General features: G+C 39.7%; 21 protein-coding genes and 1 pseudogene. 12 read left to right on the forward strand and 10 right to left on the reverse strand.

Annotation, left to right across the window (positions count from 1 at the left end):
• Positions 1-5: 5 nt before the first annotated feature.
• The 3 genes and pseudogenes from WN948_RS08180 to WN948_RS08190 all read right to left on the reverse strand — a co-directional run bounded on the left by WN948_RS08180 (position 6) and on the right by WN948_RS08190 (position 3,174).
• Positions 6-1,027: pseudogene (locus tag WN948_RS08180) on the reverse strand (IS630 family transposase).
• A 44-nt stretch (positions 1,028-1,071) separates the two neighbouring features.
• Positions 1,072-1,611, reverse strand: coding sequence for a hypothetical protein (locus tag WN948_RS08185; protein ID WP_342303731.1), 540 nt, complete (start codon positions 1,609-1,611; stop codon positions 1,072-1,074).
• A 354-nt stretch (positions 1,612-1,965) separates the two neighbouring features.
• A complete protein-coding gene (locus WN948_RS08190) occupies positions 1,966-3,174 on the reverse strand; it encodes an aldo/keto reductase (protein ID WP_342303732.1) in 1,209 nt (402 codons plus the stop codon).
• Positions 3,175-3,342: 168 nt separating this feature from the next.
• On the opposite strand from WN948_RS08190, the gene WN948_RS08195 reads away from it, so the two are divergent.
• On the forward strand, positions 3,343-4,044 hold the full coding sequence (locus WN948_RS08195; protein WP_342303733.1) for a class I SAM-dependent methyltransferase: 702 nt from the start codon (positions 3,343-3,345) through the stop codon (positions 4,042-4,044).
• Positions 4,045-4,083: 39 nt separating this feature from the next.
• Here WN948_RS08195 and WN948_RS08200 read toward each other — a convergent pair whose 3' ends face one another.
• On the reverse strand, positions 4,084-5,241 hold the full coding sequence (locus WN948_RS08200; protein WP_342303734.1) for a Vms1/Ankzf1 family peptidyl-tRNA hydrolase: 1,158 nt from the start codon (positions 5,239-5,241) through the stop codon (positions 4,084-4,086).
• Between the two features lie 300 nt (positions 5,242-5,541).
• Between WN948_RS08200 and epsC the strand changes: the two genes are divergently transcribed.
• The 7 genes from epsC to WN948_RS08235 all read left to right on the forward strand — a co-directional run bounded on the left by epsC (position 5,542) and on the right by WN948_RS08235 (position 13,862).
• Positions 5,542-6,507, forward strand: a complete 966-nt coding sequence (epsC, locus tag WN948_RS08205; RefSeq protein WP_342303735.1) for a serine O-acetyltransferase EpsC — start codon at positions 5,542-5,544, stop codon at positions 6,505-6,507.
• A gap of 92 nt (positions 6,508-6,599) precedes the next feature.
• The gene (locus WN948_RS08210) at positions 6,600-7,544 is read left to right on the forward strand and encodes an IS5 family transposase (protein ID WP_342303665.1); all 945 of its coding nucleotides are present in this window, start codon (positions 6,600-6,602) and stop codon (positions 7,542-7,544) included.
• A gap of 185 nt (positions 7,545-7,729) precedes the next feature.
• Entirely contained in the window at positions 7,730-8,659 is a 930-nt protein-coding gene (gene cysK, locus WN948_RS08215; protein ID WP_342306438.1) for a cysteine synthase A, read from the forward strand.
• Positions 8,660-8,903: 244 nt separating this feature from the next.
• Positions 8,904-9,962: a GNAT family N-acetyltransferase gene (locus WN948_RS08220; protein ID WP_342303736.1), complete on the forward strand. Its 1,059-nt coding sequence runs from the start codon at positions 8,904-8,906 to the stop codon at positions 9,960-9,962.
• Between the two features lie 54 nt (positions 9,963-10,016).
• The gene (dinB, locus tag WN948_RS08225) at positions 10,017-11,105 is read left to right on the forward strand and encodes a DNA polymerase IV (protein WP_342303737.1); all 1,089 of its coding nucleotides are present in this window, start codon (positions 10,017-10,019) and stop codon (positions 11,103-11,105) included.
• A gap of 10 nt (positions 11,106-11,115) precedes the next feature.
• The gene (locus WN948_RS08230) at positions 11,116-11,970 is read left to right on the forward strand and encodes an ion transporter (RefSeq protein WP_342303738.1); all 855 of its coding nucleotides are present in this window, start codon (positions 11,116-11,118) and stop codon (positions 11,968-11,970) included.
• A gap of 383 nt (positions 11,971-12,353) precedes the next feature.
• Positions 12,354-13,862, forward strand: coding sequence for an ATP-binding protein (locus WN948_RS08235; protein WP_342303739.1), 1,509 nt, complete (start codon positions 12,354-12,356; stop codon positions 13,860-13,862).
• Between the two features lie 25 nt (positions 13,863-13,887).
• Here the strand turns inward: WN948_RS08235 and WN948_RS08240 are convergent, their stop codons facing one another.
• From WN948_RS08240 to WN948_RS08255, 4 genes are all read right to left on the reverse strand, one after another.
• On the reverse strand, positions 13,888-14,673 hold the full coding sequence (locus WN948_RS08240) for a ribonuclease HI family protein (RefSeq protein ID WP_342303740.1): 786 nt from the start codon (positions 14,671-14,673) through the stop codon (positions 13,888-13,890).
• A gap of 59 nt (positions 14,674-14,732) precedes the next feature.
• Positions 14,733-15,362: a 4Fe-4S binding protein gene (locus WN948_RS08245; RefSeq protein WP_342303741.1), complete on the reverse strand. Its 630-nt coding sequence runs from the start codon at positions 15,360-15,362 to the stop codon at positions 14,733-14,735.
• A gap of 87 nt (positions 15,363-15,449) precedes the next feature.
• On the reverse strand, positions 15,450-16,904 hold the full coding sequence (locus tag WN948_RS08250; protein WP_342306439.1) for an IS66 family transposase: 1,455 nt from the start codon (positions 16,902-16,904) through the stop codon (positions 15,450-15,452).
• Positions 16,905-17,222: 318 nt separating this feature from the next.
• A complete protein-coding gene (locus WN948_RS08255; protein WP_342303742.1) occupies positions 17,223-18,182 on the reverse strand; it encodes a CAP domain-containing protein in 960 nt (319 codons plus the stop codon).
• 758 nt (positions 18,183-18,940) lie between these two features.
• Between WN948_RS08255 and WN948_RS08260 the strand changes: the two genes are divergently transcribed.
• The 4 genes from WN948_RS08260 (at position 18,941) to WN948_RS08275 (ending at position 23,524) form a co-directional block, all read left to right on the forward strand.
• Positions 18,941-19,216 carry a hypothetical protein gene (locus tag WN948_RS08260; RefSeq protein WP_342303743.1) on the forward strand — a complete coding sequence of 92 codons (276 nt, stop codon included), beginning with the start codon at positions 18,941-18,943 and terminating at the stop codon, positions 19,214-19,216.
• Between the two features lie 40 nt (positions 19,217-19,256).
• A complete protein-coding gene (locus WN948_RS08265) occupies positions 19,257-20,933 on the forward strand; it encodes a hypothetical protein (RefSeq protein WP_342303744.1) in 1,677 nt (558 codons plus the stop codon).
• A gap of 109 nt (positions 20,934-21,042) precedes the next feature.
• Complete coding sequence (fhcD, locus tag WN948_RS08270; protein ID WP_342303745.1) at positions 21,043-21,936, forward strand: formylmethanofuran--tetrahydromethanopterin N-formyltransferase; 894 nt, start codon at positions 21,043-21,045, stop codon at positions 21,934-21,936.
• 283 nt (positions 21,937-22,219) lie between these two features.
• Positions 22,220-23,524, forward strand: a complete 1,305-nt coding sequence (locus WN948_RS08275; protein WP_342303747.1) for a hypothetical protein — start codon at positions 22,220-22,222, stop codon at positions 23,522-23,524.
• A gap of 251 nt (positions 23,525-23,775) precedes the next feature.
• On the opposite strand, the gene WN948_RS08280 is transcribed toward WN948_RS08275, so the two are convergent.
• A complete protein-coding gene (locus WN948_RS08280; RefSeq protein ID WP_342303748.1) occupies positions 23,776-25,185 on the reverse strand; it encodes a TraB/GumN family protein in 1,410 nt (469 codons plus the stop codon).
• A 28-nt stretch (positions 25,186-25,213) separates the two neighbouring features.
• On the reverse strand, positions 25,214-26,305 hold the full coding sequence (locus tag WN948_RS08285; protein ID WP_342303749.1) for a CBS domain-containing protein: 1,092 nt from the start codon (positions 26,303-26,305) through the stop codon (positions 25,214-25,216).
• Between the last annotated feature and the right edge of the window lie 185 nt (positions 26,306-26,490).

Consider the following 26,490-nt stretch of genomic DNA (forward strand, 5'->3'; position numbering starts at 1 on the left):
AGTTACTAACTTAACATTTTTAACTTATCATCCAGAAATGTCTCAATCCATTTTCTTGCGAAGCTAATCTTTGATGAACAATCAATAAACGCCTCAGCAATCAGATTTTTCATATGATCCAGATCTTTCACAAAATTGCGAGAAATAATTCTTTTGACACTTTTCCAGATGAATTCGATTGGATTCAAGTCGGGTGAATATGGAGGTAAATAGACCAATTCAATATCATTTGCCTGTGCAAATTCCACTGTATATTTTGCTCGATGTGATCTAAAATTGTCGAGAATAATTACGATTCTCTCTCCCATGTTATTGTTTTTAACAGCTGATAAAAACGAACATACATCCTCCTTGGTTGAATGTTCTTTGAAATCAATAACAGAATTACCATTCAATGCATAAAAACCGAAGGAGTTTGCTTTTATCCTGGTTGTGTTTTTGAAGATGGCAGGTTTATTGAAAGACCATAAACGAACCGTATTTGATGTTGTTTGGGGAGATGATTCATCAAGAAATCCGATAACGCAATCATCATCGATTAACGGTAAGTTTTTTTTAAACAATCTTCTGCATTTTGTGGTCTTCGATAATCATGCGCATATGGTTTGGCATGATGCATGCCAAACTTCTTCAAGATCACTAGTATTTGCTTAATGGTGTATTGAACCTTAAATTCATTATAAATGAGTTCCTGAACTTCTTTTGTAGACCAATCATCTCTTTCATGTAACATGTCCCTTAGTTTTTCTTTTTGATCATCAGTGAGTTTGGAAGGACATCCTCCTGAAAACCTAGGCTTTAATCCTTCATATCCGTCTTGATTCCACCGCTCTTGCCATTGATATGCAACGGGTTTTGATATCCCTACAAGTTTAGCTGCTTCATTAACAGAAGCTCCTTCATAACGATGTTTAACAAAATATAAACGTTGTAGAACTCGTGTGTCTTTCTCTAATGACTTAATATGTTTAAGCAATTCTTCTGATGAAAGATGATGCTTTATCGGAATTTGTTCGGGTTTAGCCATACAGTATTGTTATACTCAATTAGTATTAATAGTTTGGTTAATAACTATAATTTAGAGATAAGTTCTTTGGAAAAGATCATCGAAACCTCTATGCCTTTATTGACCAGCTGATCCAAAACAGATAGGGCTCCTGGATGCATAAAAGTATAAACAAAGTAAACAGCTTTAGATTCAAGGCAGTCTGTAAGATAATCTGCATTCAGTTCAATTGAATTAACATATCCGGGTTCTACAAGAGTTAAACCCCTGATATCATTTATCCTTCTCAGGAGATGTTTTGGAATAGCATCTAGTTTGTGTTGCGCGAAGTAGCGACTGCTTTCATCCAGCATTTCAATAGTATCCAGAAAGGGTTTCATTTCATTGACTATCAACTTTCCAATACTTGTCAACCCGTAACTGTCATCCGATTGATAAATAAGATTATGCTCTTTCAAGATCTTCATCTGCGGAAGTAATGCCTGCCTTGAAGTATTGAGATTAACAAGCAGAAAACTCATTTCCTGATGGCTATCTTTCAGTAATAAAATCACATTCTTTCTTTTTTCAGAAGCAAACAGAACATCAAGTAATGTCTTTTTCATAAAATACAACTCGTTTTAGTTGATAGAGGAAACACTCTACAAAAAAATGTAGAATAACCGTATAATTAACAAACCCAATTATAGTATTTAATCAATTTGTTATTTGTATTTTATAAAATTTCAATGTAAATAAATATCATACCTTCTACCTGCTAACTTAACAAAACTCCTTTTCAGCACAGGAGTAAATGCCGGTATCAGCACACAGATTCAAGCGCAAGATGAGACTTCAGTTGTGCAAGGAAAAGCATTCTCAACACCTCCCTCACTATAACTGAAACCCAGCTGATCTTTTAAAACATTCTTTACGTTATCAAATTTCCCTATCTATAATCATTGTATTATTCTAACGATCTAACAGCTATCGTTAACAAACAACTGCTTGACAAAACCCCTTCTCTCTTCCATACCAGGACCTTCGAACTCCTCTGCAACCTTCTCCAGCATGTAAGGTATCGGAATCTGTTGAGGACATGCATCCAGACACTTACCGCATTGTACACATTGTGAAGCGAAATTCGTCTCAGCTCCTCTGAGTATATCGCCAAGTTTTGCAGCATACATCATTTTCAGCATGCCGTTCTCATCACCAAACATATGCAGGTTATTGTACATCTCAAAACATGTAGGAATATCTACTCCCTCAGGACATGGCATGCAGTATCTGCAACCAGTGCAGTTGATCTTCATGAGTTCACTGTATTTCTCTGCAACCCTGTTAACAAGTTCAAGCTCTTTTTCGGTCAGCGAATTGACAAGACCCTCTTCAGCTACCTTCAGATTTTCTTCTACATGAGATGGCTCGGTCATACCGGAAAGTACAACGGTGACTTCCGGATGGTTCCAGACCCACCGCAATGCCCACTCTACAGGGCTACGCTTGATATCAGCCTCGTTCCAGATATCCATTGCTTCAGCAGGAATAGGATCTGCAAGATTTCCACCCCTCATTGGTTCCATTACCACAACACCAAGACCTTTGGATGCAGCATACTCAAGTCCTTCTGTTCCTGCCTGAACATTCTCATCCAGAAAATTATACTGGATCTGACAGAAATCCCAATCATAACTGTCCACAATTGGTGCGAAGTCCTCAGGATCTCCATGATACGAAAAACCTGCATTGATGATACGTCCGTCGGCTTTCGCCCTGTCAAGGAATTCGATCACACCAAGATCCCTGATATTTTCCCAGCTACTCCCTACCAGGCTGTGAATAAGATAATAATCAATGTGATCTGTATTTAGTTTTTCAAGCTGGGCATTGAGGAACTTATCCATATCCTCTGCCTTTTTGACCATCCATTGTGGTTGTTTTGTAGCAAGTTTCACTTTTTCCCTGTATCCGTCTGCAAGTGCAAGTGCAAGGAAAGGCTCACTTGCTCCCATATGATAAGGCCATGCTGTATCCACATAATTCACGCCATTGTCTATTGAGTGGCGAACCATTTGCATAGCCTTTTCCTCATCAATGCTCCCATCTTCTCTAACCGGCAGACGCATGGCTCCAAAACCAAGTATCGAAAGTTCATCACCACTTTTTGGCATTTTTCTGTATAACATTGAATTCCTCCTCTTATTCAATAACTAATTGCAATTATAATTGTACTCTTTCAGCATTTGTTCTTCCATAGTCTACTTCTGAAATTGACTAATCAGTCATTTGGTTGCTACATTATATAAAAGTTCTTCCAAAGGAAATATAAAGCAAAAAATAGTCCAACTTTGTACATGTCCTCCACAGAACCCTCAGAAAATATGACACCTCATGTCCCCGAGGATTACGATACAAAAATATCCTCTGTCCTTCCATACTACTCATGTTTCCATCAGGAAACCATTAATCTTATCCGATCACTGCCGGATACCCCGAATGTCTGGATGGATACTGGATGCGGTACAGGTTCACTGGTCACAAAAGCCATTGAGCAGTTCCCTGATACAAAATTCCTGATGCTTGATCCATCTGAAGGAATGTTGCAGCAAGCAAGGGATAAACTTTCATCATATACTCCCAGGAGGATTGAATTTCTGAGAACTTCACCAACACAGGGTTTCTCACAGGAACTTAAGGAAAAACCGGATGTTATTACTGCCATCCAATGTCACCATTATCTTAGCAGTGAAAACAGAACTAAAGCCGTAAAAGTATGCCATGAACTACTAAAACAAGATGGTATTTTCATCACCTTCGAGAACATCAGGCCGCTGACAGAAAAAGGCGTTGATGTTGGAAAACGTTACTGGGGAGAGTTCCAGTCCACCCAAAGTAGAAGTGTTGAAGAGATAGAAACTCACCTTAAGCGTTTTGATACTGAATATTTTCCCATAACCGTTGAAGAACATCTGGAACTACTACGAAAAACAGGCTTCAAAACAGTGGAAATCTTTTGGTACTCTTACATGCAGGCTGGTTTCTACTGCATCAAATGATCAGAAAGAATCATTGAAAAACTGAGAGATAATTATCTCTCAGTATCTAAGCAGCGCACCCACCACGTCATCAGAATCCAGGAAATCCTCTTTTTCCACGAATTCGACCTCTGCGCCTGTGCGCTGGGCAAGTTCATAGAGTTCTTCTACCACATCAATAACTGATGTTGGACCTCCACACCTGTCACATTCCTTTGGAGGCTGAACATTTACCTGGAGATTCTGGCATCTCTCACATATCCACCCGGGAACTGATGAACCTTTCAGAACCAGCAGGACATTTACTCTTCCCTGCTCCAGAACATCTCTGACATCTTCCACACCATGGACAGCCAATCCACCCTTTAAGATTGCGTTTTTCAACTCATCCGCTTTTTTCTTTGATGTGGAAAGTTCATTTTCATGCAGGACAGAGTCGCTTTCCTCTACCAGTTCATCGCGGGAAATATCCATTGCTACGTCAATAACACCCAGTACGCTCTGCCGGACATCCTGCGAGAGCAAGTCCATAAGTTGCTGTTTTGCCTCCCCAGGCCCGGCAATTACCAGACCTCTTGTCTGCAGCTGGTCACAGGTACCTTTGACGTTATCAGCAACTTCAGACAGGAAAGATTTTATCGCTCCTTTTCTCAGGTGGTTGAAGCGCATCTGGCTCCATCCACCTTTTTTATGCTTGTTCATCAGGTCTATGGACAGGTGTTTTTTCTCTTCAGCGAGATCCGAGCGTACACATGTGAACTTAGCCTCCTGGGAATCCACAAGCAGTACGCCATAGTCATCATAATCTGCTCTCAGCCTTGCCAGTGGGAGCAAAAAAGGTGATGTGTCAAGGACCAGAGACTGTTCTGTTTCCACAGCCAGTCTGTAAACATGCAGGAAAGATTCTGATGAACAGGCAAAGATTATCCTGCCTTTCTCACCTGAAACCGGTGCTTCAAAAATAGAGGGTTCAGCCATATCAAAGGTCTTTTCAAATTCAGACCTGAGCTCAGAAGACAAAGCTTTTTTGATCGCCTTCACCCTTGAATCCACGAAGATCCTGTTCAAGTGTTCATGTTCCCTGCCGGAGACAGGCAAGTAAACTGAAAAGTAAATATCTTTTTCAGCATAGATTTCAGCCAGAGCCCTTATATCAATTTCAGTTACAGGCATCAGGTCTTCACTTATGATCTTCAGCAGACTTCCGGAAGGTTTCATAAAAGATTTAACGTTGCCTGGTATTTAAAGTTGTTTAAGTTCACTAAGAAGCAGATGAAAGATGTTCCCGTCCTAGATTCCAGACTCTCAATTTTAGAGTGGTATTTCTGTAACTTCAAAGCTTTTAAATCTCATTGTTTTCAATCATTATACGGGAGTGCTGAAAGTAGACTATTAATTAATTTCCGACAGACATGTTGCCGGAAAATGAGTAATACATACTGCTTCGATTCTTCAAAGCATAATCTGCATTCACACTGTTAACAATTCAAACTAATCAAAAACAGGTGGGGGTTAACTATGGATAAAAAATCACCAGCGCAAAAGCAAAGATGCGTGATACTGGATTCTATGATCGATAATGAATACCGGTCAGAAATTCCTGGAATTGTGGACATGGTCATAAACAGTTGCTCTGAAAAGGGGTGCTTTGACCATCTTGATGCTGCAGTAATACCATCAAAAGAATCGCTTATAGAAATAATTGATCTGATAAAGGACATTCTCTTTCCTGGTTATTTTGGGGACCAGACCGTTGACAGGAACACACTTTCATATCACATCGGGAACGAGATTACCGAACTCTTTAGCAAACTCTCAAAACAAATAACCAACAGCATCATACACGAATGTAATCGTTTTGAAGAAGAGTGCACCGAATGTATTGACCGCGGACATGAGGAAACATTGAAGTTCCTGAAAAAGATTCCTGAAATAAGATCCATGCTGGCAGCGGATATTATCGCCGCATACGAAGGAGACCCTGCAGCTAAAAATTATGATGAGATTATTTTCAGTTACCCCGGCCTACTTGCCATGACGGTTTACAGGTCAGCCCATGAACTACACAAACAGGGAATTACCATAGTTCCGCGAATAATGACAGAATATGCTCACAGTATCGTTGGAATTGATATTCACCCTGGAGCCAGGATAGGAAATGGATTCTTCATCGACCATGGAACCGGTGTCGTCATAGGCGAGACCTGTGAAATTGGAAACAATGTCCGTATCTATCAGGGTGTTACCCTTGGTTCCCTTAGTTTTCCAAAAGATGAAACCGGTGAGCTCATTCGTGGAGAAAAGAGACACCCTACCATAGAAAATGATGTTGTCATCTATTCAAATGCAACTATCCTTGGCGGAGAAACTACAATCGGAGCTCGTTCGGTTATCGGTGGTAGTGTGTGGCTAACCAGATCCGTTCCACCGGATACGAAGGTTGTCATTGAGGAACCAAGGCTCATTATTAAGGAAAAAAAGTGAGGACATAAATTCCAAGGAGGATTTCGATAAACTACCATCAATACCCATACAATTTAATAAAATATAAATAATAGCAAAGCAAATTTACTATTATGGATTCTTTTACTGATTTTGCCTTAAATGAAGAATATAAGCGTCTCCAATCTGTCGGAGATAAGCTTGCTGAAATTGAATATTTAGTAGATTGGAAGCCTTTTCGCCCTATTCTGGAGTCAATGTACATAAACAGAACAGCTTCAGGCGGACGGCCTGAAGCTGATGTTATTGTAATGTTCAAGATGCTTGTTCTGCAACAATGGCATGGTCTTTCTGATGCTGAGCTTGAAAAGCAGTGTATTGACAGGATATCCTTTAGGAAATTCCTGGGATTTCCTGAATATGTACCAGACAGTACAACTGTCTGGTCATTCAGGAAGAGAATTATCGACAATGGTAAAGAAAAAGCGGTGTGGGATGAAATGCAGAATCAGCTTGATGCTCTTGGTTTGAAGATTAAAAAAGGAATGATCCAGGATGCAACTTTTATTCACTCAGATCCAGGACATGCAAAAGCAGATGTACTCAGAGGAAAAGATGCGAAAACAAGAAGAAGCAAAGATGGAACCTGGACTAAGAAAAATGGTAAATCTCACTTTGGATACAAACTTCATACAATTATTGATAAGGATTATGAACTAATCAGAAGATTTGAGACAACAACTGCATCACTTCACGATTCACAGGTTGATCTGTCTGAAAAGGGTGAAGTGGTGTATAGAGATAAAGGATATTTTGGAGCAATAGCAAAAGGTTTTGCAGCAACAATGCAACGAGCTGTAAGAGGACATCCTTTAGGAATAATGGATATCCTCAGAAATGAAAGAATAAGTGTGAAAAGAGTCCCTTGCGAAAGAGTGTATGCAGTGACAAAAGAAATATTTAAAACCAGAAAGGTTCTTGTTACAACTGTAGAAAGAGTGAATGCAAAAATGTTGATGACAGCTTTTTGTTTTAATCTGCATCAATTGAGGACACTAAAAACCAAAGGAGTAATTTAGGATAGCGGGAGCTATACTAAAAATAAGGATTAATGAAGAGAAATAAACAAAATGATAAAAAATGAGAGGATATAATTGAGTTTGAATACTTTAATGATCTAAAATGAGGGAATATCGAAATCCTCCAAGGTATTTTCATAATATTTTGGAACATCAAGAGCTGACTAATATAAGGAGTTGGGAAAATCCAAATCTACGAAGACATTACTAAAACCGTTGGGAATACACCACTTGTGCGCTTGAACAGAATAACTGAGGGATGTTATGCAACTGTGATTGCAAAAGTAGAATCTTTCAACCCTTTAAGTTCTGTTAAGGACCGTATTGCCCTGAACATGATAGAGACTGCAGAAAAAGATGAGTGTCTCAATAAAGATACGGTCATTATTGAACCAACTTCGGGAAATACGGGTATTGGTCTTGCATTCGTCTGTGCAGCAAAAGGCTACCGTCTCATTCTGACCATGCCTGACACAATGAGTATCGAAAGAAGGAAAATACTGAGATTGCTAGGTGCTGAGATAGTGCTCACACCTGGTAGCAAAGGCATGAAAGGTGCCATAGAAGAAGCCAATGAAATGGCAAAGAAAACTGCAAACTCTTTTGTCCCTCACCAGTTCATGAACCCTGCAAATCCTGATATTCACCGCCGAACAACGGCAGAGGAAATATGGAATGATACAGATGGAAAAATAGATTATCTCGTGGCAGGCGTCGGTACAGGAGGAACAATTACCGGAATCTCAGAAGTTATCAAGTCCCGGAAACCATCTTTTAAGGCAATAGCAGTTGAACCGGAAGATTCAGCTGTTCTTTCTGGAGGAAAGCCTGGTCCTCATAAAATACAGGGAATCGGTGCCGGCTTTATTCCTGATGTACTGAATATGGAGATGATTGATGAGGTTGTCAGTGTCAGCAATGACGATGCTTTCGAAACTGCAAGGCAGCTTGCGAAAATGGAAGGAATACTTGCAGGAATTTCATGTGGAGCGGCTCTACATGCGACTTTACAGGTGGCAAGAAGAGCAGAGAATGCCGAAAAAATGATAGTTGTAATATTACCTGATACCGGTGAGAGATACCTCAGTACAGCACTCGCTGAGTTTGAAAATTAAGCACTCCTAAGAATAGAAATGCTCAGGAAGGCAGACACTATTGTGAATAATTCACCAGCTGCCTTTTACTATTTTTATTGTTTTTGATTAATTTATATCCAAAACTTATATATCCAATCAACTTCAAGATTTATTTGGGAGTATTTAAACACGGAGAACTTGTGACATTGAGTTGCAGCTTTGCTTTTACGGTGTTTTTGTATCGGAAAATCAACACATAAACAAGATGGTTTGGGGTGATCAAATGGTAAATATCAGGGCTTTTAAAGAAGAAGACAACAAAACCCTGCTGAATATTGAAAGAATGTGTCCTCAGGGAAATGAAGAATGTGCAATGATGGTTGACAAAGGACCAGACATAACCGCAAGGTATGAGCTTTACGATAACTGGGAAATTCGTGTTGCAGAAGAAAACGAGAAAACTGCAGGCTGGATAGGCTGGACTGTAAAACAGGGTTCCAAACAAAAATATGTTTATGTAGCTGAAGTAATGGTTCATCCGGATTATCGGAGGCAGGGAATAGCGGTCAAACTCCTGAGAGAAGCAGAGAAAGCTGCGCACGAAGCTAAGGCTTCATATATCTACAGCTATGTATACGAACCAAATGAACCTTCAATGAAGCTTTTTGAAAAGCTGGGATACATTCAGGAAAAGGATGTCAGAATCGTTGCAATGTCCGCATATAAGAAAGAACATGCAGAAAGAGAGTATGAACTTTCAAGAGTAGACGGGAAGGACCTGCCCGAAGCTGTAAGACTTATTAATAGTTATTACAATGGAAAGACTCAGTTTTCTTCATTTACTGCTCCAGGTTTCAGGACATACGCAAATCGTATACTTGGATACGGACTTGAAAATTTCATTGTGGCAAAGTGGAAAGGTAATATAGTGGCCTGTGCCGGCTTCTGGGATTCTTCGGTTCTCATGGAAATGGCATATACGAAAGAACCAATGGTATGGAAGATCATGGCAAATGCCTACGGAATACTCAGGCATTTCGTCAGTATGCCAAGAATACCACCTGAAGGAGAGTTCTTCAAATTCCATTCCATAGTAGACCACGCATTTAAGCCCGAACATGCACTTGCAATGGAAGAGATACTTAATTACTGCAATAACCTCATGTTCGACACCAAATGCGAATTCTTCGGAACCTATATAGACCCTGATGACCCGATACTTGAAGTTATGAAGAAATTCAAACCACTTTCTGAGACAATGTACCTCTACGCAAAACCAATCTCAGGAAGACTGCCAGATTTCAGCAGCATCTATGTGGATTGCAGGGACCCGATACTCTGAGAAAATAAAAGTGTCAGTTAACAATAAAAAGCACCCGAACCTTCTTACCTACTAATGGAACGTGTGATAATCCATGTGGATATGGACTACTTCTACGCTGCTATAGAAGAGAGGGAAGACCCTTCCCTTAAAGGAAAGGCCGTTGTAGTCTGCATGTATTCGAACAGAGGGGAATCGGGTGGAGCTGTAAGCACATCTAACTATGTTGCCAGGGAAGCTGGTATACGCTCGGCTATGCCCTGCAAACTGGCAAAATCCAAAAAACCTGATGCCGTTTTCCTGCCGGTGCGCAAGCTGTTCTACGAGGAAGTTTCTGCAAATGTAATGGAAATATTGAAAGCCAATTCCGACAGCGAAGAAGCCTTCGAGAAGATCAGCATTGATGAGGCTTTCCTTGATATTACTGAATCCTGTAAAGGCAATTATGAATTTGCAAAGGAAATTGGCCTGAGAATTAAAGAGGAAGTAAAGTCACAGGAAAGAATAACATGTTCTGTGGGAATAGGTCCAAACAAGCTTATCGCCAAGATGACATCGTCTTTCCAGAAACCTGATGGAATCACCATTGTCAAACCAGAAGATGCACAGGAATTCCTTAAACCCATGCCTGTGAAGAAATTATGGGGAATCGGAAAGGTCACTGAAGATAAATTAGCTGAAATAGGTATCAGGACCATTGAAGAACTTGCTGCCTATGATGCCATGGAACTGATTTCTGTTTTTGGGAAGAAAAAAGGTATTTGGCTCAAGCAAGCAGCAACCGGCATTGATGAAACTCCTGTAAAAGAAAAGACAACAAGTGACCAGATAGGCAGGATGGCATCACTTAAACATGACAGCAGAAATGAGAATATGATATTTTCATTGCTGGACGAACTCATGGATGATGTCATAAACAAAGTTAATGTAAGAAAAGTGTCTTTTCGTTCTGTAACAGTAACAGTTATATTCTCTAACTTCAAAACTTCAACAAAAAGCCGCACATTAAACCATGTTGTAAATGACAGGGCTATTCTCAATGAGAATGCAAAGGAACTGATGAACCAGTTCCTTGAGGAAAGTGAGATGAATTTCAGACGTATAGGTGTCAGAGTAGATAGCCTGCAGCAAAACACCGGTCAAAAGAGCCTGTTTGATTTTTGAGGTAAAGATAATGGCTGCATATGAGAATATATATTCTAGCAACAGACCCGATGACAATAACTGGAGAAGCCGGCTCTATGATGTCATATTTGAGGCAGATAAACCTATAGGAAAATATTTCGATCTCTTGCTTATAGTAAGCATCCTGTTGAGTGTCCTTGCAGTTATGCTGGACAGCGTCAGGTCCTTTCGGATTGGAAACGAAGAATTGCTCTATAATATAGAATGGTTTTTCACAATACTTTTTACGATTGAATACATTCTTCGCCTTATATCCGTTAAAAGCAAGATCCAATATTCAACAAGTCTTTTTGGAATAGTTGATCTGCTGGCAATAGTCCCGACCTATCTGAGCCTGTTCCTTCCAGGAAGCCAGTTTCTGCTGGTTATAAGGATACTCAGGGTTTTAAGGATATTTCGTATTCTCAAGCTGGTTAAGTACCTTAATGAAGCTGAATTACTAATCGATGCTTTGAAGGCCAGCAGCCGGAAGATAACTGTTTTTCTTTTTACAGTGCTAACGCTTGTCATTGTCCTGGGATCACTCATGTACCTGATCGAAGGAGAGGAAAACGGATTCACAAGTATACCAATGAGCATATACTGGGCTATTGTAACCCTGACAACTGTAGGTTTTGGTGACCTTGTGCCACAGACATCACTTGGAAGAGCTCTGGCTTCTGTTGTTATGATAATGGGTTACAGTATTATTGCTGTTCCCACCGGTATTGTAACAGCTGAGATGAGCCTGGCCTCTATTGATGCACGGGATAGGGCAAGACCTAAAATTATCTGCAATAATTGTGGTAATCAGAATAATGATGTAGATGCCCGATTCTGCAAACATTGTGGAATAAAATTATGAATATTATATCAAATATTGCTGTTCATTAAATATATGATATTGAATATAATAATTTCTTATTTTTTTATCAGACCTCTTCATATAGATTTTAGATTTATTTTTACAGAGCAGTTCGGAAAATATAAGCATATATCAACATCATCCTCATTATGATATCCAGTCATGCCGGATACATATAAATATGAGAATCCAAGACACCTTTCACTTGTAAATGAATGCTATAAAATTATACTATTGGCATAAGCAGTTTACAGAATAATCTTGTTACTTTCAATGAACGGGGAATCTATATTTCAATCTGCGAACCAAAAAACGATGAGCTAAAGAATCAACAGCTCAAGCTTCTGAAAAAGGCCTTTGCATCAATACAAGACCTCATAGTCGTGATAGACCGTGACCTGAAAATCGTAACAAGCAACTGGAAGGATTGTGACTCAATACCTGCAAATGAAAAACAGGGGCATTCTTTTTGTTATAGCTGCCTTATGAAGCGAAGCAAACCCTGCGAGCCATGCCACTTGATTGAGGTTTTTGCAACCGGTGTATGCAAGAAATTTGAAATTGAAGATCCTCTGGATAATAAAACGAAGCTTGTTGAACTATCCCCTGTTTTTGATGATTATGGCAATGTCACAATGGTCGTGCGACATTCAAAGGATATCAGTGAGCGTAAATCTGTAGAAAGAGTCCTTCAGATGAGGGAAAAACAACAGGCTGCTGTAGCTAAACTTGGACAGGACGGACTTGCCGGGGCAGACCTTGATACTCTGATGCTGGAATCTGTCAAACTTGTAGCCAGCACACTTGATGTTGAATATTGCAGAATAATGAAACACGAGGATTCCAATTCTGTCATGATTGCAGGTGTCGGCTGGGGAGAAGAATGCCACAGTGATTCTGAAACAGAGAATGATGGGAAAAATATAATCTTTTGCTACACTCTCTATTCAGGTGAAAGAGCTATAGTTCATGAGAACAAGACACAGAAAAAATTCAGTGGTTTATCCTTATTGAAAGATCAGGGAATTGTTAGTGGTATTGATGCGATTATCGGAAGCAAGGACAAGCCTTTCGGAACCATGAACGTACACACCACTCAAAAAAGAGTGTTCACAAACGATGATATGCACTTTGTGCAATCTGTGACCAATGTGCTTGCCGAGTCCCTGAGCAGAAAGGAGACTGAAGAGAACCTCAAGGAGTATGCAAAAGAGCTTGAAGATGCAAATTATCTCAAAGTATTGTTCACTGACATACTTACCCATGATCTTCTCAATCCTGCAAATATTATCAGGGGTTTCACTGAGGAACTCATTATAGTTGAAGATGAGGATAACAAGAAAAAACTGCTTGACAGAATACACAAGAACAACGAAAAGTTGATCTACATGATAGAATCGGCTTCTAAGTTCATTAAACTGGAATCTATCGATGATATCAGATTTGAAGAGCAGGATTTTGTACCCATTCTGGAGAAAGTTATCAGGAACTTTGGCCCTGAAATGAATAAAATGGATATTGAACTTGATTTTAAATCTGCAAGAGAATGCCCTTCACTTATCAATCCTCTGATAGAAGAAGTATTCCTGAATCTGCTTTCCAATGCCATTAAATTCAGCCCTCCAAAAGGAAAAATAACAATTGATATCTCAGATATAGGGGATAAATGGAAAATCAAGGTCAATGATGTTGGTCCGGGTATCAGCAATGAGGACAAGGCCATGATATTTGAGCGTTTCAGGCAGGCAGACAAGGGAAGCGTAAAAGGAAGCGGTCTTGGGCTGGCCATTGTCAAGAGAATTGTCGAACTCCACAATGGAGAAGTCGGTGTGGACAACAATCCACTTGGAAAGGGAAGTGTATTCTGGTTCACTATTAAAAAAGCATTGTGAACCGAACTAAGTAAAAAGGAGACAGCTATCTCTTTTTCTTTTTACTGATCTCAACATCCACCTGGACCTTCCTGACAGCAAGGTCTGTTGCCAGTCCCCGCAGCATCCATCTCAATGCAGAAGCCTGATGAGTGAGATTTTTTGGAAACTCTTTCTGGACGATGGATGACACTTTTTCCCCGGCTTCTTTCTGCAGCTCAGCAAGTCTTTTTCTGGAAAAAGAATCCATACCACCTGTTTTCAGTTGGGCGAATGATTTAAAACCGGGGGATGGACTGGTATTCAATTCATTTATTCCCAGTTTTAACTGAGGAGAAACAGATATTGAATTAACATTCGCAATGAACTTCCTGTCTGCCGGTTTAACGGATGAAGATTTTGATGAGGTCTTAGATGAATTCTTTGATGAGGATGTTGGCATTGCCAGTCTGTCAGCCGTGCTGTTCTGTTCCCTCGGGACCCAGTCGAATTTAACCTTCAGATCATGTTTTTTGATTATGGAGGCTGTTTCCTCTTTTATCACTCCAAGGTTCTGGTTCTTAACCTTCCATTTACCTGACATCTGGCTTATCACAAGCTTGCTATCCCCGTAAACCTGGAGAGGACCTTTTCCTCCAAGATTCAGATAATTAAGTATTCCTTCTTTAAGTGCGGTATATTCAGCAACATTATTGGTATTGCTGGGAGTCGGTTTTTTTTCCTTGCTTCCTTCTGTTGGAGCTTTCCCACTGCTCCAGTTGATTACCCAGCCAAATCCCATTATTCCTCCCGGATTTGGATCGCAGGAGCCATCAAAGTTCATCGTGTCCATGTTACATTTAAAAGTGGGTCATTGCTTTTGTATCTTTAGGTGAAGAGACAAAAAAGAACTTATGAGCTTCTGGTTGTTTTTTTAAAGCTCAGTGCATCCTTCGGACATATATCAATACATCTTCCGCATTTGATGCAGTCTGGATTGTGCGTTATCTCTACTATATTCAGATGCATAGGGCACACTTTTTCGCATTTGTAACATTTTATGCATTTATCAATATCAACCTGTAACGGGTATTTATTCACTCCGACAATGCTCTGCAAAGTTCCCATTGGACAAAAAGTACACCAGGTTCTTGGAGCAATCGTTACTCCCAGTATAATTGCAATGGATGATGTTGTCAGGCACATAACAACCAGAACCATACCTATCTGGTTCACAAGTCCGTGAGTATTCATTAGCCTGTAACTCATAAAGACCATCATCAACAGGAAAAGAGGAACTCTTATCCAGTAACTTTTGAGCACCTTTGGTATCTTTTTCTTCTCAGATACCCGACCGACCCAGAAGTCCATGAAACTTCCTCTGGGGCATAGATTCCCGCAGAACCAGCGTCCTCTGAATGGTGCTATCAGAAAAATAGCGGCAAACACCAACAGCATAAAATAACCAAGTATCGGGAACCATAATCCTGCAATTGAAACGATTATGACAAGCGGTCCCATATATGGTGTTATCTTTAACATAATTTCACCTTATAGATATTTTTATATTCTTGTTTTGTAACTATTCAGCCTAGCTCACTTCCACCAAGCTGATTTCTTCATCCACGATCAATTCTGCAACTTTGGAACAAATGAATTGCCATAAAATATTGCACTAATTGCATCGATAACAGATTCAGAATTCTTATTAACAGTAGACACGTATCCTCTTATACGGCAGAAATTTTTTGCACCCTGTTTACTGCGGAAAGTACCTGATATCTTCTGCTGTACTTTCGTCATTCTGATATCTCTTTCAGCCTGATTGTTATCAAACGGAACGTTTTGGTCGTACATAAATCGCAAGATATCCTCTTTATGGCCAATAAACCTATCCAGCAAATTCTTTACCGTGGTCTGCTTCTTACGTCCTCGTTTTTTAGACCGCACATTTGATTCCGGATCAGGAGGATTTTCATTCACTCCTAAACAAGTTATGTGATCATAATCCTCACTGAACCTTTGAATTAGCTCAGTATCTAAAAGATCATTATCAACATGATGTTTAATGCATATCAAGAGATCACTCATTATCTTTGGCCACTGTTGATCCCTGTTTTCGGAAGCTCCAGTTAACTCTCGTAATAAATGTGCATTACATAATGAATGTTGACATTCATATTTGTTGTACGGTTTCCAAAAATCATGTGTTGCAACACCAGTGTAACCTGGTAATATGCCCATAGCATCCATTGCTTCTGAGCCCCTTTTGCGATGTGCAAAATAATAGGTCAGTTTGTCTGTACCTGCCACATGAAGCCAATTACGAACTGCATTTATTCTCATTCCTGTTTCATCCAGATTGATGACAGGAGATTCTTTCAGGAGATGTTTCACTGTATTTTCAAAAGCTCCAAGCTTCTCAAAACAACTACGTTCCGTGTTCACCAAAGTAGCAGGACTTATCTTGCATCCCAAAATATCAGAGAACAACTTGGTAACACGCTGATAAGGAAGTAATTGGTAAGTGTGCAAATAAACTGCAAATGACTTAACTCGATGACCGTATTGAGTCGGCTGAGTTACACCATCTGGAAAAAGAGCTTTGTTTACATGAGAACATTTGGGACATGTTTTAATCTCGCAACGATGTTCAATGCAATTGATAGTTATAGGAGGAATGTCAAAGACCTGTCTTCTTTCATAGTTAGAGGGAACAGAAGCTAACGATCTCCCACAATTGACGCATTGATTAACAGGATGAACAATAACTTCATCCGGATCATCATTTATTCTTAATGTAGTACCAGGATGACCGTTTTGACCACCTACATGCTTATTGGTCTTTTTTCTTTGACTTTTAACGGTTGGTTTATTCCGTGCATAAGAATCAGTAGAAGGTGGTTTGCTACTGTTGCGACTATTCTTTTCAAGCATTTCTTCCAAATGCCTGACACGCTCTTCAAGTTGTGCAATTTGGAGAGATTGATGTTCAATTATCCCAAGTAATCGAGTTACAAGTTCTACTACTGCTTCTGGACCAGCTTCATAAACTGCAAGTATTTCTTCGCGGTCTATACAAATCCCCTCAGATTGATAGACGTTTTTTATGATATTTTACTGAATATTTTTTAACACATAGAATGAAGCCATAGTATATTGTTTTTTGCATCATTAAAACAGTTAGGCTGAATAGTTACCTTGTTTTTATTAATGGTTGTTGGTTTCAAAGAATAAAAAAAGTAAAAATAACTCCATTAGCTTTAATGAGTAAAAATTAGTTTTCAAACTGGATTAGTATACATTGCCTGTTGATAAAAAGTGAGGATAATGTCACCGCACATAATCCTCAATTTATATGTTCTATATTTTGTTTATTGGTGATGTTTCAAATCTCTAAATTCACTTGTTGTACACAGCTGCAAACTCCACAAAATCATCAAAATCGACATCATTGTCTTCGTCAAAATCGAATATTGAAGAGTATCTTACATCACCTGAACTTGAATTATATACTTCGGCTAATTCCACGAAATCATCAAAATCAACATCATTGTCTCCATCAAAGTCCCCTTTTATAGATTCTGGAGGCAACACTTCCGGTATCACTTCTAACAGCCAGCTAACAGAATCACTTCCTTTAGCAGCCACAACAGTTGCTTCAATATCATATATACCCTCTGAAAGTGATTGTGTATTGTAGTAAGATTGTGTTACATCTTCATCAGTTTTAACAACGGTACCAGCCACAGACCAGCTTACATCACATACATCGTTTGTCTGTATGCTAAAAATCTGTTCAGCGCCATTTGAGAATATGCTATTTGAAGCAGGTTGGGAAGAACTTATAGAAAAGAGAGCTACCACATTCGGATTCCATCCAAAGTCCTGAGTATACATGGCAGTGTTCGAATATGAAGAATATTCTCCAACCCATATTCCAATGCCCATCTCGTTATAATTGGAACTCAGGATATTTGCCCTGTGCCCAGCTGAGTTCATCAAATTTTCGTGAGCCTTTACAACATCAGGAGGATATTTCATAGCAATGTTCTCACCAACACGGTAGAGCGAATAGCCTGCATCACTTAGCCTTTCCGAGAAAAGAGTACCATCAAATGAATCGTGAGAGAAGTAATCATTTTCTATCATCTCTTTACTATGATCTCTTGCAACCTGGGTAAGAACAGGATTCAGAGTTAATGACTCAAGTCCATAACTCAGCCTTTCGTCGTTGATCAGATCCAGCATCTGTTGTTCCTCCAGTACATAAGTCTCTTCTGCGTAGACAACGCTTGTGAAAAAGGTCAACAGAAAGATAAATACAAAAAAATATCCTGGCAAATAATACGTTTTATTCATGGTAAGATCCCTCATAGGAACGTTTTGCGGGAGTGTTCCTTAAGGGCAGAGGTATTCAATATTTTATATACATTCTTATATAATAAATTGTAATTGATAACTTTATTGAACAAATAAAACAATAAATGTAAAACGTTTATACAATCTTCAAAAGTACTTTCCTAAAGAGTTTTTGTTCTCTGTTCACCCACCTATATATTGGGTTTAGGCTACAATTTAAAACAAGGGAAAGCCCATGAGGAAAATGACAGAATATCATATCATGATTCAGTGCGAATAATGTACATGCGGAGTTATGAATGTGGAAAACGGTGCTGCAAAGGAAGTGGAACTTATGCTCGAACATATCGGGAACAATCGTAAGAAACTGGGCATCTGAACCTGAAGTGGAGAGGGAGTAAAGCATGGTGCATAAAAATACAGGATATCATAGCGATGAGCATGCAATGAATTGACATGAGAATGAGCATGAAGAACACATGGAACATCAAGGGCATCAGGGACATTCCAATCACCATGCAAAGATGGTTCATGATTTCAGGAACAGGTTCTGGATATCGCTTGCATTGACCATATCGATTCTTCTCTTATCATCCTTCAATTATTTGCAGGGGTTCTTCCAGAAAAAAAGCTTCCAGAATTAAGGAAGTTCAGGAGAGAGGACTTACTGTGGCAATGGTCGGGACGGTATCAATGATGCGCCTGCACTGGCACAGGCAGACATCGGAATAGCCATTGGGGCGGGGACTGATGTTGCAGTGGAAACCGCGGACATCGTACTTGTAAAGAGCAATCCTCTTGATGTTATGACAATCATCGATCTTTCCCGCACAACATACGGCAAGATTATACAGAATCCTTTCTGGGCTACAGGCTACAATGCCCTGGCAATTCCACTTGCAGCAGGGGTGCTTTTCCAGCATGAAATATTGTTATCACCTGCTGCCGGAGCAGTACTTATGTCATTGAGCACGATTATAGTCGCTATAAATGCCAGATTGCTGACCATTGACAGGGACAGAAGTGCCGTATAATTTCAATATATATATAAATAAACATGTACAATATATTCTCATGCAGATCCTGATACCAGATATCATTGACACAGCCCTAATAAGTGGTGTAATATCAATTTTTCTTTTTGCAAACATCCTTATAAAGAATTACCTGAAAATAAACCTCAGGGATGTAGGTGCTGATCTTGCTATTGGAGCACTGGTAATCCAGCTTGCTTTCATCGCAACTTTACTCATTGACCAGCAAATGGACTTTTTCTGGAACAATATCGTTCTTGTAATCTGTTTTGCACTTTTCTGGATCGCATCCCTCTGGCTGGCCGGTAAGAAAGATGCTTTGACTGACATGTTTTCCTATACTATCGGAACATTTGCTCTTGCAGCATCGATCATGCATTTTCTGGGAACGTTCAGGCCAACAGGTATGGTAATTCTCCTTACATATTGTTTTATCCTGTCAGTATTAGCTTTCCTTTTAGCTGACTACCTTAGGACAGAAACTGTCAAACTTGATTTTGAAAAGTTTACCAGAGACCTGCAAATATATGATATGAATGAAAGCTACAGAAAACTGGAAACCGGGACAGGAAATATCGACCCTCTACAACCTGTTATCGATCTTATACGTGGGGCCATTCGGAACAAGGATAACTTTGTTTCAACCGTAGGTATCAGAAAGATACCTGAAATATGTACAAAAGTTTTGGCATCAAGCGGGAACAAAGCTCTCATCATAAAACACTTGAATGCGCACCTGTACCAGCTTGCAATCCTTGCAGGGGATGAAAAGGATAGATTTGCACTGATAGAAGTTATCGATGCTTTTGGTTCTATTGGAAAACAGTGTTCAAAGGCAGATATAGAGAGTTTCACGTTGCATACCATAAACAGTATGACCAGTTTTTTTGAAATGTACAGGGAAAGAGAACATTTCTCACAGCTGGATAAACTGGCATTGATCAAACGTTCAAAAAGCCCAAAAGACCTTGTTAATATCGTTACCAATAAGGTAGTATCCACCCCCATGCATCAACTTTCGATTGCAACCGGTGACATCGGAATCTCATCTGCGAAAAAAGAGATGTCGGAGCCCACCGAGAATTCAGTGGTCCTCTTGAAGAAGATAGCTCTTGATGCTGCAGTAAACAGGGATACTGCTACTCTTGAGAATATCAGGAAAGTCCTTATTGATTTTGCAAGAACTGTTGATAGTAAGGATCAGGACCATCTGAAAAAACTAATCATCTATACACTAAGAGACATTGGAATAAAAACGATTCACGAATATCCTAATCTGAAAAGGCATGATTGTCTTGATAAAGTAATAGAGACATTGAAAGAAATTGGAGAAATATTTGGAAAGAGTTCTGTAGTCGATGTAACAGCAGCTTTAAAAGATATCGGAATTGTTGCCGCAAGAAAACATTCTGATGATAATGTTTCAAGGATCATTCCGGTTATGGAATATTTCTGCACGGTTGCGGCAGATAATAATCTTGAAGAACAGGCATCAAATGCTGTTAATTCAATACTCGCAGTTTGTGAGATATCCATCAAGGAACAGATGGTTGAATCCACTGCAAGTTCTTCAAAGAGCTTTGCGAAACTTTCAAATATTGATTCTATTTCCATTTTTGTTAATGAAGCAGTCTTTGAGATTGGAAAATACAGGGAAATTGACAGGGAAATGTTTGCACTTTTTGACAAGACATACCGCAAGTCCGGTGGAAAATAAGCTCTTTTTCGAAGAGTATATGTATTGTAATTGTGTTGTATTAGTGCTATAGTTAGGTGGCATGTAATATGTTCACAACTATAATTTTAATTTAAACCAAGGGATTATCATGGATATCAATGGAGTAGAAATCGAAGATACTTTCGCAGAAGCGTTTCCAATCAAAATTTCAAGAGTGCTCATCACCGCAGCAACAAAACACTGGGCTGAAGTAGCTGCACTTGAAGCAACGGGATTTGGAACATCTGTTATTATGTGCCCTGCAGAAGCAGGCATTGAAAAGTTCGTTGGTCCTGACGAGACACCTGACGGAAGACCTGGTGTTTACATCCAGATCTGCACCTTCGGATACGAAGCACTTGAACACCAGTTACTTGAGCGCATCGGACAATGCATACTTACAGCTCCAACAACAGCTGTTTTCAATGGACTTCCAGATGCTGAGAAGCAGTTCAACGTAGGCTTCAAACTCAAGTTCTTCGGTGACGGAATGGAATCCGAGACGCAGATCGATGGCCGCAAGATGCACAGTGTTCCAATCATGGAGGGTGACTTCCTTGTAGAAGAGAACATCGGAGCTGTTGCAGGTATTGCAGGCGGTAACTTCTTTATCTTCGGCGACAGCCAGATGACAGCACTTACAGCAGCAGAAGTTGCAGTAGAAGCTGTCAAGGACCTTGACGGTACCATCACTCCATTCCCAGGCGGAATTGTTGCAAGTGGTTCCAAAGCAGGTTTCAACAACTACAAGTTCATGAAGGCAACTGCAAACGAGAAGTTCTGCCCATCCATCAGGGACAAGGTCGAAGGCACCGAGATCCCAGAAGGCGTAAAGGCAGTTTACGAGCTTGTCATCAACGGCCTCGATGAAGACTCAATCCAGAAAGCAATGAAGGCAGGTATCGAAGCAGCTATCGCAGTTCCTGGTGTCTCAAAGATCACCGCAGGAAACTACGGCGGAAAGCTCGGAAAGTACCAGTTCCACCTGAAAGACCTTTGTTAAGGTTCTTTCTTTTTTCTTCTTTTTTCCTTATCTTAGTCTATTCCGTATTTCCGGCAGAATCTTTGAATTCCATAGGTTTATATCTTTCACATTTACTAATGTGCTGTTAGATATGTATCCATTGGAACTTGTAGAAAACTGGATTGAAGCATTTAATAATACAGATTATAGTTGATTCTATAGATTGTTATAGTGAAGCAGCCATAAATCATCAAGTTCCCAATTCCAGATGAATAACTTAGTTTAATTAGGATTCATTCAAAAATCATTAAGGCAGATTGCTATGGAACCAATAGACAAACTAAGCAAGCTTCTAAAGAACACAGCTCTTAATGCATTAGCTGGTTGGTCAATGGTACTACTGCTTTCACTGCTGTGTATCGGGAATTTTATCTACGGCAGGTTCATGTGGACCATACTTATTGCTTTTGTGATCTGCATAATAATAGCTCCTGCAATTATAATGCGCAAGCTCTCAATTATGCCTTCGTGGTACTTTATAGTATTAGCAATCATACCCATTGTCGGAAGTACGACGGCTTATTATTTCTTTTCCACCAGCATACCATTCTATCTTTCAGTAGCTACCATCGCTCTGCTGCTGGCGGCTGAGATTAATTGGTTCACTGCTGTAAAAATGAATTACAAATTTGCCATACTCCTTGTGCTTATCGTGACACTTGCAATGTCAGGCCTCTGGCACTTGATACAGTGGCTTTTAGACATGAATTTGGGTACCAGTTATATCCTCAACAATCAGACATCTGATGCCATAAATAGTGCTATGATGCATGAGTTCATCTATGCTGCAATAGCGGGTATTGTTGCTGGACTCATATTCGGTTGGTACTTCAGGCCAGGTGGATCTATCGGTAATGTAGAGATTCCTATCCAAATGTCTGAAGAAGCATCTAATTACATTACATCCAGGCCGCCTGCACCTATCCGCAAGTTACTCGGCATCTCTAGCAATAAACAAAAACTTGCAGCAAAAATCATGCAGATATGCCTTTTCATATTACTGATAGCAGGAATCCTTCTAAAGGATCTATCCACAACCATAAATGCAGCCGCAGGTTTGACTCTCACTTTCGTACCGTATTTTATCACACGCAAATATGACATTCCCCATGACACTGGATTGACCTTATGGATCACATTTGCTGTTTTCCTGCATTTGCTTGGGACTTTTGCATTTTATGATAATATCCTGAGATGGGATAATATGACCCATGCGCTTTCAGCATGCGTTGTAGCAGCTGCCGGATATACCCTGATAAGAGCCATTGATATCTATGTCGATGAGATCTACATTCCACCCAAAGTATTGTTCCTTTTTATTTTATTGTTCATACTTGCGACCGGAGTTTTGTGGGAAATATTAGAATTTCTGAGCGATGAACTAACGTCAGGACTCGGTTATGAAGCTATTCTGGCACAACACGGTATCCACGACACTATGATAGATCTCATGTTTGATCTCTTGGGGGCTATACTTGCAGCTACATGGGGAACCGCCTATCTTTCTGACATATCCTATCGGCTTGCAGATAAATTTGAGGAAATTGGTATTAAAAAAAATAAGTAACTATTCAGCCTACCACAATTAGCCTATTGATACTGATTTAATCAAAACGGAGATGTTTGCTCACTAACAACCTAAGAATCAAAAAAGCAATCAATGGCAACAATCAAAATTAATGATCCTAATAAAATGTAGGTCTCAACTTTTTGTCAAGATTGCTATTGATAGTGTTTTTATCAGGCTGAATAGTTACAAAAATAATTGAGTGTACGTATCCAAAAAAGAAAAATGGATTGAGATTTAAGAACTAAGATTTATCCCATTCCAATAGCCATAAGTCCTGCACTAATACCATTCTGAATGATTTCTTGTGGATTAGCACCTGTGACCTGAAGCATGACATGTATACCAATGAATGTTCCAAGCATGCTACCCAGATTAGCCAGAGATGCTACCAATACGACACGGAAGAGATTATTGTTCATCATGTCTTTAGTGGTCTCGATCTCAACCAGTTCCTTGAAATCATCGGTAGTAGGTTTTCGGTATTTGGCTTCTGTAAGACCCGCAAACCATCCGGCTGCTATCATTGGGTTCAGTGATGTGAGCCATGCAACCAAGAATGCAGTAAGTACTGAATAAGGATGTCCTCTTGCGATTATCGCTCCGGCGGCGCTGAGCACCCCATTGATTATGAACCACCATGCAAAAGCAATAGCTAGGCTCTCAAGAGAAACTCCGGATAGAATAAGAAGAGCAAATGTTCCAAGGGCAAGTGCTACAACTGCGGCACCAAATATTTTCATTATATTGAATCGCTTCTTTGGAGCTTCTACTGCATAATTAGTCGTGGGGATGGTCTTGGGATTCTCAAGATAACGCTGGATACCTGCCCTGTGGCCCGCACCTACAACAGCAACTATCTTTTTATTACCACCAACTGCGGCTCGCACAAGATTGTTAGCCATGTATGCGTCCCTTTCATCAATAAGAACCTTGACAGCATTTGGTGATGATTCCCTGAACTCTTCCACAAGCATGGAAACCATGTCCTGGTTTGTGATCGTATCTATATCAATATCCTTGGTACCACCTATGCCAAGAACTGCAGCTATAAGGCCTGCAAGCATCTTCAGTTTCTCAATGAAACCCATCTTGCCCCAGAAACGCTGCAAAGTAATCTGAATATCCCTGTCAATAAGAAGAATCTGTGCACCACTTGCTTCTGCAGCCTCAATAGCACTTATCATTTCAGCACCAGGTTGCACACCCATGTCATCAGCGAATTTCTTCTGGATATGAGCCAGCAGCATGTGTACAAGATAGAAATAGACCTTTCCTTCTTTGAGAAGTTCTTTTACAGGTATGTCACTATTTTGAACATTGCCTTTGATGGCCTCATACCTTGGTCTGCAAAGTTCCACGGCAACAATATCCGGTTTTTCCCTATCTATTGCCGCATTTACTTCCCTGACACTCTTCTCAGATACGTGGGCTGTTCCCACAAGTATAATCTCAGTGGGCTTTTTAATATCTTCAGAATCTGAACCTGAAATTGCTTCTTCAGGCTCTATTAATTCTTTTATCACTTCGATCTCAGTTGGGCCTGAGCTTGAAAATGATGATTCTCCAGAATCCTCTCCCGAGTACAAATTACCGCCACTGGTATTGTAATTGTAGGTGGAAACATTTTCCTGTGAATCACTCAAATTATCATTTTTCAATGTAGATCCTCTTTTAAGACTACTAAAACTATTCACTCTCTAACATTAACAATCGCATAAGATCTGTTCTAGAAAGGATACCTTTTACATCATCATCGTCTGCTATCAGAACACGCCCTATATTATTGACAGTCATTATTTTGAAAGCTTCTGCCGCATTGGCACCTGAAGATAATGAGATCACATCCTTTGTCATGACATCGGATACAAGGGTTGCATAGCGCTCATGCGGAAGAACATTACGTATGTCTGTAAAGGTCACAATCCCTTTTAAAGAATTGCCCTTGATTACAGGATATCCCAGGTGTTTTTTCTCGAACATGAAATGTGAGAGATCCTCTACTGTCATTTCAGGGAGAACGGAGACCACTTCCTTTGACATTACATCTTCAACCTTGTGCTTCTCAAGACCTATTGTCACAGTTGTTTGTTTGTCCTCTTCGGAGGCACCGATGTACACAAAAAAGGCTATCAAAATGAGCCATGGATTTGAGAACAAGCCAATGATACCCATAAGAAAAGCGAACATCTTACCAATGTAGGCAGCATAGTGGGTTGCTTTTACATAGCTCATTCTTTTTGCATACCAGGCGCGAAGAAGTCTTCCCCCATCCATGGGGAAAGCCGGAAGCAAATTGAAAAGGGCCAGTACTATATTAATAGAAGCCAGGATTCCCACCATCAGATAAATAGAAGTACCACTGTACGATGGAATGAATGAAATTGCCATTATGTGCAATGCGAGAAGACCAAAACCTATGACAAGGCTTACAAATGGTCCTGCAAATGCCATTTTAAATTCCTGGGAAGGATTCCTGGGAATCTCTTCCATGGAAGAAACGCCACCAAATAACAACAAGGTTATATCCTTGATCTCAACACCATAACTTTTAGCTATGTAAGAATGACCTAGCTCATGGAGCAAAATACAACTAAATAGCAATATTGTTGTTAAAAGGGATAGAGCATAAACCTCTGTAGTTGAGCCTACGTCTGCAAAACCATAGGGTTGTGGATTTGTAGCAAAAACAAGAGCAAAAACTGGAAGAATCAATAAAAAAGTAATATGAAGCTTAATAGGTATTCCCATAATGCTTCCAATCTTCAATGAAGTATTCATGACAACATGTTAGATGGATTCATATTTATCTTTATCTAATTTTTATTTGAAGTTAAATCCATAGAATGATATGTATAGAATACTTTCACCCTGCTTGGCTTAAGAGTATATATAAAAATGATCTATTTTAGCTTAAGACGGGCAAGATGAACACACGCCTTACACGTTTCAAGGCCAGGTGCCAT

This window comes from Methanolobus sp. ZRKC5 (genome assembly GCF_038446525.1).
Taxonomy (GTDB): domain Archaea; phylum Halobacteriota; class Methanosarcinia; order Methanosarcinales; family Methanosarcinaceae; genus Methanolobus.